This window comes from Niallia sp. FSL W8-0635 (assembly GCF_038007965.1).
GTDB lineage: Bacteria > Bacillota > Bacilli > Bacillales > Cytobacillaceae > Niallia.
The window spans coordinates 3261787-3274085 of the sequence record NZ_JBBOYD010000001.1; the positions used below are offsets into that span (position 1 = coordinate 3261787).

Sequence of the window (12299 nt, forward strand, 5' to 3'; positions counted from 1 at the left end):
ACTCATGATTGGATAATCCATTACTTTGCATCATACCAAGTTGGTCCATAAGAATAGTCCACCTTTAAAGGAACACTTAATTCAACTGCATGCTCCATTACATCTGGAACTATTTCTTTCAGTTTCTCTATTTCTTCTTTTGGAGCCTCGAAGATTAATTCATCGTGAACCTGTAATAACAATTTAGCTTTCAATCCTTCTACTTCTAAACGTTTCGCCATTTCAATCATCGCTTTTTTTATAATGTCAGCAGCACTGCCTTGGATTGGCGTATTCATCGCTGTTCTCTCTGCAAAGCTTCGAAGATTAAAGTTTCTGCTTGTGATATCCGCTAAATATCTTCTTCTATGAAGCAAGGTTGCAACATACCCTTTTTGTTTCGCGTCTGCCACAATTTCTTCCATATAATTTCTTACCCCAGGATAACTTTCTAAATAGCGTTCTATAAATTTCGCTGCCTCTTTTCTTGTAATATGAAGGCTTTGCGATAAACCATAATCACTAATACCATATACAATTCCAAAATTAACTGCTTTTGCATGTCTCCTCATATTAGAGGTTACTTCATCAGCTTCAACATGAAAAACGGACATAGCTGTTTCCGTATGGATATCATGATCTTCTCTGAATGCTTCAATTAATTTCTCGTCATTCGCAATATGAGCAAGAACACGTAACTCGATTTGGCTATAGTCAGCAGCAAAAATAACCCAGTCCTTTTCTGTCGGTACAAATGCTTGTCTAATTTTTCTTCCTTCTTCTAAGCGAATTGGGATATTTTGAAGATTGGGATCAATGGAACTTAAACGACCTGTTTGTGTCAGCACTTGGTTAAATCTAGTATGAATTCTCCCATTATGGACCACTTTTTGTAGACCTTCTATATAGGTTGACTGTAATTTTCCGAGCTGTCTATATTCTAGTATTTCTCTAATCACTTCATGTGAACTAGCAAGCTGTTCCAATACATCAGCAGAGGTAGAATAGCCTGTCTTTGTTTTTTTCACAACTGGCAAGCCAAGCTTTTCAAATAAAATAACACCAAGTTGCTTTGGAGAGTTAATATTAAAAGTTTCACCTGCAAGTTCATAAATTCGGCTCTCGATGTCTTTCAGTCTTTCGGAAAGCTCTTCTCCCATCGCTTTCAAGCGATCAACATCCACCTTCACCCCTGTTGATTCCATATCAGCAAGCACTAAGCTTAATGGCATTTCAAGATCATAAAATAGTGCTTCTTGGTCATTCTTTCTCAGCTCATCTTCCATTTTCTCTTGGATAGCCTGCATCGCGAATGCTTTTCGCACGATGTGATCAGATAAGAATTCTTGCTCTGGAACCTTCCTTTTTGCCCCTTTTCCATAGAATGCTTCATCTGATTGTAAATTAGTGTATCCGTACTTTTTAGCAACAGATGCAACATCTTCAATAGTTGCAGAAGGATCTGCTAAATACGCTGCAATAAGAACATCAAACGTAATTCCTTTTAAATGGATCCCCTGATGTCGTAAAGACACTTCGGATCTTTTAGCATCATAAACAATCTTTTCTTTCTTTTCATCTTCTGCCCAAGCTTTAAAAGCAGATGATTCTAACGCTTGGTTAATCGGTAGATAGTATGCTCCAGTGTCATTTACCATAGAGATTCCTAAGATCGGTGCATAATGATAGTTATCTTCCAATACTTCGACATACATTATATTTCTATCAGAAAAAATAGCTTCTGTAATATTTTCAACTGTTTCAAACTTTATATCTTCTAATACTAGTTCCTCTTGTTCAGGTGTTTCTCCTAATTTTTCAAGCAAAGAGTTAAAGCCAAGCTCTTTGAACATATCTTTTAGCTTTTCTATTTGCATGCCAGGAAATTCTGTATCTTCCAAAGTTATCGTTAAAGGAGCTTCCCTGTAAATGGTAGCTAATTCTTTACTCATCAATGCTTGATTCTTAAATTCTTCTAGCTTTTCTTTCAGTTTCTTCCCACTTACTTGATCAATAGACTCTACCAATTTTTCTAAGGAATCAAATTCCTTCAACAATTTAATTGCTGTTTTTTCCCCTACCCCAGGAACTCCCGGAATATTATCTGAACTATCTCCCATTAAACCTTTCATATCGATAATTCGATCAGGAGTCAACCCATATTTCTCTTGAATATGTTCAGGAGTATAGGACTCCATATCTGTTATTCCTTTTCTTGTGATATATACTGTTGTTCTATCTGAGCTCAATTGTGTTAAATCTTTATCACCAGAAATAATGACCACTTCAAACCCATCTTTTTCTCCTTGAAGAGAAAGGGTTCCAATAATATCATCTGCTTCATAGTTTTCTAATTCGTAATGATGGATACCATATGATTTCAATAGCTCTCTTATATAAGGAAATTGCTCTGACAATTCTGGCGGTGTCTTCTGGCGCCCCCCCTTATATTCACTAAATGTTTTATGGCGGAAAGTAGTTTTCCCTGCATCAAAGGCTACTAAAGCATGTGTCGGTTTCTCCTCCTCTAAGATTTTCATTAGCATCATAGTGAAGCCGTAAATAGCATTTGTATGTACACCTTTATCGTTATTTAAAAGCGGTAAAGCGAAGAAAGCGCGATAGGCAATACTATTCCCGTCTATTAATATTAATTTCTTTTTCAAGAAATCCTCCTCCATCCTATTTATAATGTTATGTTATCTCGTAAAAAAACGATGATTGTTACATGACTCAATTTATTTTACATGACATATTCATAAATGTAAAAAAGCAGAGATAGTTGAATAAGAGGCTTCTTCCTACACTTTCTCATTTCATCCTACAACGAAATAAGCGTGCGGCACACACCATTTACCAACTAACTCTGCAATTTTTTACAAATTAATATAAATACATAAAATTATATCGACACAGGCATGGAGAAGAAATATCATTGTTCCACCAACGATTGCAAAAAGCACATTTCATACCAAGCCCATTATTAACAGGGGAAGCCAAAAGCGGGGTAGCTTTCAGCTTAAGTCCTTAACCAAATGGATAAGGGGGACTTCATAAATAATTGTAACAACAAAGTGTAAACCCACCATAAACCAAATGTAAAAACAATGTAAAGAGATAGAAAAGCGGAGGTGCCTGTTTATCGGTGTACAAACTGGAGACTATCGACTGAGATAAAGGAAACACGAGGAACGTTAGTGAGTCGATGTTGACTTATCGTAGGGAGATAGTCGGAAGTTTGCTAACCGATAGGCACCGGAGCTAGACAAATAGAAAAGCGGAGGTGCCTGTTTATCGGTGTACAAACTGGAGACTATCGACTGAGATAAAGGAAACACGAGGAACGTTAGTGAGTCGATGTTGACTTATCGTAGGGAGATAGTCGGAAGTTTGCTAACCGATAGGCACCGGAGCTAGACAAATAGAAAAGCGGAGGTGCCTGTTCATCGGTGTACAAACTGGACTATCGACTATCAGTAAGTTCATCTAATACTAGAACCAAGGCAACTATGTTAGATTTGAAATAAATAGGAGGATACCGATTTTGGCATCCTCCATCCCTAAAATGGAAATTCTTTATGCAAAATCACAGTAAAGGTAGTTCCTACTCCCATTTCACTTTCCACTTGAATCGTTCCTCTATGTAATTCTACTAAATGTTTAACAATCGCTAGACCTAATCCTGTTCCGCCTGAATTTCTACTTCTGGCTTTATCCACACGATAAAAACGCTCGAAAATTCTCGAAATTTCAGCTTGATCAATCCCAATTCCTGTATCTTGAATTTTCACTTCAATTTTCTTTTTCTTCTCCACAACATAAATATTAATTTCCCCATCGTTCGGAGTATAAATAACAGCATTTGTTATTAGGTTTAGAAAAACCTGAGTTAATCTACTTCTATCTCCTTCAATTTGAATAATTTCATTCGATTGCGGAAATTTCAACTTTATATTTTTCGCTTCTGCACGACCTTCTAGCATTTTAGTCGCTTTATTTAGAATTTCCGTCAAATTAAACGCCTCTTTATTTAAAGAGAAGTGATGTTGTTCTAATTTTGATAGATCTAGAAGATCTTGAATTAGCGTTTGTAGTCGATGACTCTCTTTTAAAATAATCCGTAAAAATTCCTCTAGTGTCCCTTTATCTTCCATTGCCCCATCAAGAAGTGTTTCGGAAAAACCTTTAATAGAAGTAATAGGTGTTTTTAATTCATGTGAGACATTGGCTACAAAGTCTTTACGAATTTGTTCAAGCTTCTTCAATTCCGTAATATCATTAAAAACGAGCAAAATCCCCATCCATCTATCATTGGTCCCAATGATTGGAACACCATACACTTGAAAGCTTTTTTTCTCATTTTTAATTTCAAGCGTCATTTCTCGAATAACTTTATGCTCTGTCATAAAAATCTCTTCTGCAAGATCCATAACTTGTCTATATGGAATGACTTTATAATATTGTTTATATAAATAGTCAGCGGAACGAACAAAGAAAATATCTTTATAGGATTTATTTATTAAGTTAATATACCCTCTGCTATCAATTAAAAGTAAGCCACTACTAATACTTTCAATTAAAGTTCCTAGGCGATCTTCTTGTATTTCTTGCGCTTTTACCATTTCTTGCATATCTTTCGCTACTTTATTAAGAGAGGAACTAAGAATCCCCGTTTCATCTACACGATCCTCATAAGTTCTTGCATGATAATTACCATTTGCCAAATCTACAGCCACTTTAGTAGCTGACTCTATTGGTCTCGTATAACGATATATTAATTTATAGCCAATTAAATAAATGACTAAAAAAGAAAATAGAAACGAAGAAAAAACTATCCAATTAATATGTTGATAGGCATTTTCTATTTCTTCCACTTTAGCCCCTATTAATAGATAGCCCTGTCTTCCCTCTTCATCCAAAAGCTCCTGTTGATAAAAATGAAAGTTAGGATTCCCATTAATAGATACAGCATTTACTTTTTCATTTGATAGTAAAGTCTGCATTTGATTTTCATATTCAGTATCTGTCTGCAGCTCGCCTTCGTTAAAGATAATCACCCCGGATTCATCAATAACGGTAATCTGTACATCTAATGTCTCGCTATATTCTTTTACTAAACCATTATTAATTTCTAAAATCCCACCATTATTCATGATTTGATTTGCAATTAATGTACTTTCTCGTTCTAATCGATTATCAAAAGAATCCATAAAAGTTTTCTTATTATAAGATTCAATAAAAATAGCGACAAATAAAAATACGATAAAAATAGTAAATAACACGCTCGCCATTAAACGGGATTTAAAGCTCTTCATTTACTTTGGTTCCTCTAATTTATAGCCTAATCCACGTATTGTTTTAATATATATAGGCTTTTTCGTATTTTCTTCAATTTTTTCACGTAAATGACTAATATGTACATCTACAATTCTTGTATCGCCTACAAAGTCATAGTTCCAAACTGCACTTAATAGCTGATCCCTTGTTAAAACTCTTCCTTTGTTTTTCACAAGATATAATAATAGCTCAAATTCTTTTGGAGTTAACTCCAATAGCTCTCCTTTGAAATAGGCTTCATAATAATTAGGCAGTACTTTTAACTCTGCAATTTTAATGCCGTCATCCTCATCTTCATCTACTTCATCAGAAGATGTTGGAACTTGCATCTGTATTCGTCTTAGAACAGCTTTTATTCGAGCAATAACTTCTCTCGGACTAAAAGGCTTCGTCATATAATCGTCTGCACCAAGCTCTAATCCTAAAACCTTATCAAACTCATCATCTTTAGCTGTCAACATTAATATTGGAGTTAACACTTTCTGTTGGCGTAGTTCTTTACAAACATCCATCCCATCTTTTTTTGGCAACATTAAATCAAGTAAGATGACGTCTGGATTAGCAGTTAAAGCTAGATTCAATCCTTCTTCTCCATCCATGGCAGTCAATACATCATACCCCGCCTGTTGCAAATTATACTTAAGTAAAGTTACGATAGATTGTTCATCATCTACTACTAAAACCTTTTTCTTCATATACAGCCTCCAAATATGTTAATTCCCCTAAAGTCCCTTATACCTATTTACATTATAATATATTGTTCGATAAAAATGGAAAAAACATTTATTTACTGTTTACAAAAGCGAAATAATTTTTTAATTTCTCGTTTTTTATAAATGTTTTCGTAAAATTTATTGCAATTATCTCTAAAGAGAAGATAAACGGCCGCTTTATAAAAATTAATAATTTAGATACCAGCCTAATCGTAGTTGATCCCATAAAAAGACGGCTAACTCTTTTAATAGAGTTAGCCGTCTTTTTATAGAATTAATTAAGTACTGTCAATACATTACGAACGGAATGAACGGATTTGTCTAATGCTGCTTTTTCATCTTCTGTTAAATCAAGTTCTATAACTTGTTCGATTCCATTGCCGCCTAAAATAGTGGGTACGCCTAGATAAAGATCGTTATACCCGTACTCTCCTTCTAAATATGCGATAGTTGGAAGGACACGCCTTTGACTTTTGATAATTGCCTCACACATATCAACTATTGAAGCAGCAGGAGCATAATAAGCGCTTCCATTGCCAAGTAGATTTACGATTTCAGCTCCGCCATTTCTTGTTCTTTCAATAATCTCTTCCAATCTATGTTTAGGAATGAGCGATTCTAATGGGATACCACCTGCATACGAATAGCGTATAAGCGGAACCATATCATCTCCGTGTCCTCCTAATACAAATCCTGTAATATCTTTAACAGAGAGGTTTAGTTCCATTGCAACAAAGCTTCGAAAGCGAGCTGTATCTAAGACACCTGACTGGCCAATAACTCTATTTTTCGGAAAACCTGATTCCTTATAAACAGTATAAGTCATGGCATCTACAGGATTCGTAAGCACAATAATGATACAATTTGGTGAATATTGAACTATTTCCCTTGTTACTGATTTCATAATGGATTGATTTGTCTGCACAAGATCATCTCGACTCATACCTGGCTTTCTTGCGATGCCAGCTGTAATTACGACAATATCAGAATCTGCAGTATCCTTATAATCAGATGTTCCAATAATATTTGCATCGAACCCTTGTACAGGACTCGCTTCAAACATATCTAGCGCTTTACCTTTTGTTGAATTTTCATTTCGCGGAACATCTAATAAAACAATATCTCCAAGCTCTTTTTGAGCAAGTAGAAATGCCGTTGTGGATCCAGTAAACCCTCCACCAATGACTGAAATTTTCTTTCGCTTAACCATAATATTTCCCCCTTATTAGACCGAGAATGTATATGCCCACCAATAAGCAATTTACTAGGTAGAGTCCCCTTTTACCCCATCTAGAAATACTATTCCATAATAGCTTATCCCATTCTAATCCAATACCGCAGCACTGTTAATTTAGGCAAAAAGGAAGAAGAGATGAGACTATCTCTTCTTCTATTTGATATTAACCCATGTTCTTAATTAATTCATCACCGAATTCTGAACATTTCACTTCTGTTGCGCCGTCCATCAGACGAGCAAAGTCATAGGTAACGACTTTAGAAGCAATTGTTTTTTCAACAGATTGAATAACCAATTGAGCCGCTTCTGTCCATCCTAAATGTTCCAACATTAGAACACCTGAAAGAATAACAGAAGATGGATTTACTTTATCTAACCCAGCATATTTCGGAGCAGTTCCATGTGTTGCTTCAAAAATTGCATGGCCTGTTTCATAATTTATATTTGCTCCAGGAGCAATACCGATTCCACCAACCTGCGCCGCTAAAGCATCAGAAATATAATCTCCGTTTAAATTCATTGTAGCAACAACGTCAAATTCTTTCGGACGAGTTAGAATTTGTTGAAGGAAAATATCAGCAATTGAATCTTTGACAATAATTTTCCCTTCTGCTTCTGCCTGAGCTTGTGCTTTATTGGCCGCATCAGAACCTTGCTCTTCTTTAATACGATCATACTGAGCCCAAGTAAATACTTTATCGCCAAATTCCTTTTCTGCTAGTTCATAACCCCAGTTTTTAAACGCACCCTCTGTATATTTCATAATGTTCCCTTTATGTACTAGAGTTACGGATTTACGACCTTCTTTAATCGCATAATTAATCGCACCTCTTACTAAACGACTTGTTCCTTCTTCTGAGATTGGTTTAATCCCAATTCCAGATGTTTCAGGAAATCTAATTTTATTAACGCCCATCTCTGTTTGTAAAAAGCTAATCAATTTAGAAACCGCTTCCGAGCCTTTTTCATACTCAATTCCAGCGTAAATATCTTCCGTATTTTCACGGAAAATAACCATATCTGTATCCTGAGGTCTTTTTACAGGAGATGGAACTCCTTCAAACCATCTTACTGGACGTAAACAAACAAAAAGATCTAATTCTTGACGTAGAGCAACGTTTAAAGAACGAATACCTCCGCCAACTGGTGTAGTTAAAGGGCCTTTAATTGCAATTAAATATTCTTTAATAACATCTAATGTTTCAGAAGGTAACCATTCTCCCGTTTCATTAAATGCTTTTTCCCCAGCCAAAACTTCTTTCCAAACAATTTTCTTTTCGCCGTTGTATGCTTTTTCAACAGCAGCATCCAATACTCTTGATGACGCTGCCCAAATATCTGGTCCAATTCCGTCTCCTTCGATATAAGGAACAATTGGATTTGCTGGTACATTTAATACTCCATCTACTACTGTAATTTTTTCTCCTTGCATGCTTCTATCCCTCCGTAAAAAAATAGTTTTCCTTTTCCAATGCAATCCATTGGAAAAGAATGAAATAAATTTATTATAACAAGCTTATAAAAGCTGATTATATTTACTATTCTGACGAATAACAATAGGAAAACGCCAATATGTTAAGTAAATTCTACAACACTAAGTATATATCATCCTTTTACTCTATGGGAAATGATATCCTTTTTAGCGTTGATGAACTGGTACATATACCAAACGTTCTGGTCCTACATAATCTGCTCTTGGGCGAATAAGACGATTATTCTCATACTGCTCCAGAATATGAGCAAGCCAGCCCGATACCCTACTTACAGCAAAAATTGGTGTAAATAAATCATGGTCAATACCTAGACTATGATAAACAGATGCAGAAAAGAAATCTACATTTGGCACTAAATTTTTCTCTTCCTTTAGCAGACTCTCAATCTTAATACTCATATCATATAACTGAGGTTCGCCTGTTAATTGTGTTAATTTTCTTGCCATTTCCTTTAAATGCTTAGCACGAGGATCGCCCTTTCGATATACTCGATGACCAAATCCCATTATCTTTTCTTTCTTAGCCATTTTATCTTTAATATATGGCTCTACATTTTCAATACTTCCTATTTCTGTTAACATCTTCATAACAGCTTCGTTTGCACCACCATGCAGCGGGCCTTTTAACGCTCCAATAGCCGACGTAACCCCTGAATATACATCAGATAGAGTCGCAACACATACTCTAGCTGTAAACGTAGAGGCGTTTAACTCATGATCAGCATGAAGAACGAGTGCTTTATTAAAAGCCTCAATAGCAATTGGCTCTGGCTCTTTTCCATTCAGCATATAAAGGAAATTAGCGGCAAATCCTAAATCTTTTCTTGGAGAAATTGGTTCTAGACCTTTTCTTAATCTTGAAAAAGCAGTGACGATTGTTGGAATTTTCGCCTGAAGTCTTACTGCTTTTAAATAGTTTGATTCAGAATCCATACTATCTGCACTATCATCATATGTTCCTAATAAAGATACACTTGAACGAAGTACAGCCATTGGATGTACCTTATCTAATGGGATTAATTTCATTTGTTCAATCAAAGAGGCAGGTATTTCCGCATTGTCTGCTAATTCTTGTTTTAGTTTTGCCAATTCGGTATCGTTTGGTAGCTTTTGATGCCATAATAAATATACCACTTCTTCAAAACTGGAATTCTCTGCTAATACATCAATATCATAACCAACATAAGCAAGTGAATCATCTATGATGGAACTGATAGAAGATGTTGTAGCAATAATTCCCTCAAGCCCTTTTGTAACAGCCATACATATCTCTCCTTTACACCTTTTCTTTTTAGTTAGTACAAATCTTTCAAACTCCCATATTGTCCCTACCGTAGTTACCAATATTGTGAAAATCTGTAAAAACAAAGCAATGGAATACACCCTAAAGTAAATGTTTACTATTTTGTTAGATTAACTGAATATGTACCAAAAAATCAATTAAAAATGTAATCCGGGTTTAATTGTAAAAGATGGGGGAGTTTTTTCGGTAAAAATTAAGTGAGCATCAACCATTTGAAAATGCTTACATTTTCAAATAAAAAAATAAACTATTTGGTACCTATAAATGAGATAATTGTAACTACACATTCATTATAAACAAAAAACTTCAAAATGTCTCATATTTTATACTTAAAAACTGTAGATATAGTAAAAAAATTTTTTTCTGATTGTTCCTTACACTATATTCTCCTTTAATAAAATTATACCATAAATTCAACTCTCGTGTCTGCCTGTAGAGCAGATTAAGTAATCCACTCTACTACTTTTATGGCAGCATAAGCAATTCCTGCGCCAATTAACGGTCCAACAGCAACCCCATTAAAGACAGATACAGATAATATTGTTCCTAGAACAAGCGCTGTCGTAATTTCAGGTGAATCAGCTAATAAATTTACTCCACCTTTTGCTAGTAGCGCTACCATGATTCCAGAAATTAAGGCAATCCAGGCATACGGGGATTTAAAAGTAGCAGATAGGTCCTTAAATCCAATATCACCAGTTGCAATTGGTACGAGAACCGCAATCGTAATAATTGTCACTCCCCAATTAATTCCCTTTGATTGGATCAATGAAAAAAATTTACTATCTATTCCAATCAGTTTCAGTACTAATAAGAAAAGAACGGCAATAATCAAAGAATTATTTTTAGCAACAAGTGCAATTGCCAAGAGTAAATATAAAAATAAATATGGTTGACTAAATAAAAACATAGATGACTCTCCTTTTGAAAACAGTAACCCTGAAATATTCCTTCCAACTTATTAAATTACTATAAAAAGCAGGATTTTCGATTAAAAAAGCATAAGTATAGAAAATATAGATGACAAAAGGAATATACTTCTATTCTATTTCGCCATAAATAATGAACCCTTTATTTATTATACTAAAATTGGGAGGATTAACATTGAATTTCACTTATCTTTACCGTACGATTCGGTTTATAGTAGTAATTATTGCTACCATCCTATTATTTGTCAGCATCTTTTATTTATCCAAAGTAACCTATCCTTTTATTATAGGATTTCTTATTGCGTTTTTAATGAACCCGCTTGTGAATTTTCTGCAATTCAAGTGCAAATTGCCCAGATCTTTTGCCGTTATTTTAAGCATTCTTCTCATTTTATCCGTTTTTGCTGGTTTAGTTTCCTTATTAATAGCAGAAATAGTCGCTGGTGCTGCATATCTAGGAGAAGTAGTACCAAAACATATTGATATCATCATTCGCTATATAGAAGATTTATTCGCAGCTCAAATCATTCCATTATATAATAATATATCGCAAACATTTGATAACCTTGGAACCGGACAACAAGATACTATCATGACAAATATAAATAAAGTTGGCGAACAGGTAGGAACGGTTATGGGAGATTTTTTACAATCTTTTTTCTTCAATATTCCCATTATCCTCTCTTGGTTTCCTAATGCAGCCAGTGTTCTCATCTTTTCTTTATTAGCAACATTTTTTATTAGTAAAGATTGGGCACGATTATCTTTAAAGTTCGGAAAATTTTTTCCTTCTAAATGGCTAACTAGCGGAAAAACAGTATTCTTTGAATTAAAGAAAGCTTTAGTTGGATTTATTAAAGCACAATTAACACTAGTTTCAATCACGACTGTTATTATTCTAATCGGCCTACTAATCCTTCGAGTGGATTACGCCATTACGATCGCACTATTAACTGGAATAGTGGATATTATCCCTTATTTAGGTACAGGATTAATATTTGTTCCTTGGATTATTTATGAAATTATCACGGGACAAATTGTGCTTGCTATCGGGTTATCTGTCCTGTATATTATCGTACTTGTCCAACGGCAAATAATGGAGCCAAAAATTCTTTCTTCAAACATTGGGCTCGATCCATTAGCAACATTAATTTCTTTATTTGTTGGTTTTAAGCTTTTTGGATTTATCGGGTTAATTATTGGTCCTGTTTCCTTAGTTATTATCACTACCTTACATAGAGCAAATGTATTTCATGACATTTGGAGATTTATTAAAGGAGAAAGTGAAATACCTAAATAAAGGAATATA

8 protein-coding genes are annotated in these 12299 nt (G+C 34.7%); 1 reads left to right on the top strand and 7 read right to left on the bottom strand.

Annotation, left to right across the window (positions count from 1 at the left end; genetic code table 11):
* Positions 1–20: 20 nt before the first annotated feature.
* The 7 genes from polA to NYE52_RS15785 form a co-directional block, all read right to left on the bottom strand.
* Positions 21–2645, bottom strand: coding sequence for a DNA polymerase I (gene polA, locus NYE52_RS15755; protein ID WP_341193948.1), 2625 nt, complete (start codon positions 2643–2645; stop codon positions 21–23).
* An 894-nt stretch (positions 2646–3539) separates the two neighbouring features.
* Positions 3540–5294: a two-component system histidine kinase PnpS gene (pnpS, locus tag NYE52_RS15760; protein WP_341193949.1), complete on the bottom strand. Its 1755-nt coding sequence runs from the start codon at positions 5292–5294 to the stop codon at positions 3540–3542.
* Complete coding sequence (locus NYE52_RS15765) at positions 5295–6011, bottom strand: response regulator transcription factor (protein WP_341193950.1); 717 nt, start codon at positions 6009–6011, stop codon at positions 5295–5297.
* 292 nt (positions 6012–6303) lie between these two features.
* Positions 6304–7242 carry a malate dehydrogenase gene (gene mdh / locus NYE52_RS15770; protein ID WP_341195210.1) on the bottom strand — a complete coding sequence of 313 codons (939 nt, stop codon included), beginning with the start codon at positions 7240–7242 and terminating at the stop codon, positions 6304–6306.
* A 187-nt stretch (positions 7243–7429) separates the two neighbouring features.
* Positions 7430–8698, bottom strand: coding sequence for an NADP-dependent isocitrate dehydrogenase (gene icd, locus NYE52_RS15775; protein ID WP_341193951.1), 1269 nt, complete (start codon positions 8696–8698; stop codon positions 7430–7432).
* 207 nt (positions 8699–8905) lie between these two features.
* Complete coding sequence (gene citZ / locus NYE52_RS15780) at positions 8906–10021, bottom strand: citrate synthase (protein ID WP_341193952.1); 1116 nt, start codon at positions 10019–10021, stop codon at positions 8906–8908.
* Between the two features lie 482 nt (positions 10022–10503).
* On the bottom strand, positions 10504–10971 hold the full coding sequence (locus NYE52_RS15785) for a DUF441 domain-containing protein (protein ID WP_341193953.1): 468 nt from the start codon (positions 10969–10971) through the stop codon (positions 10504–10506).
* 194 nt (positions 10972–11165) lie between these two features.
* On the opposite strand from NYE52_RS15785, the gene ytvI reads away from it, so the two are divergent.
* A complete protein-coding gene (ytvI, locus tag NYE52_RS15790) occupies positions 11166–12290 on the top strand; it encodes a sporulation integral membrane protein YtvI (RefSeq protein WP_341193954.1) in 1125 nt (374 codons plus the stop codon).
* Positions 12291–12299: the final 9 nt, after the last annotated feature.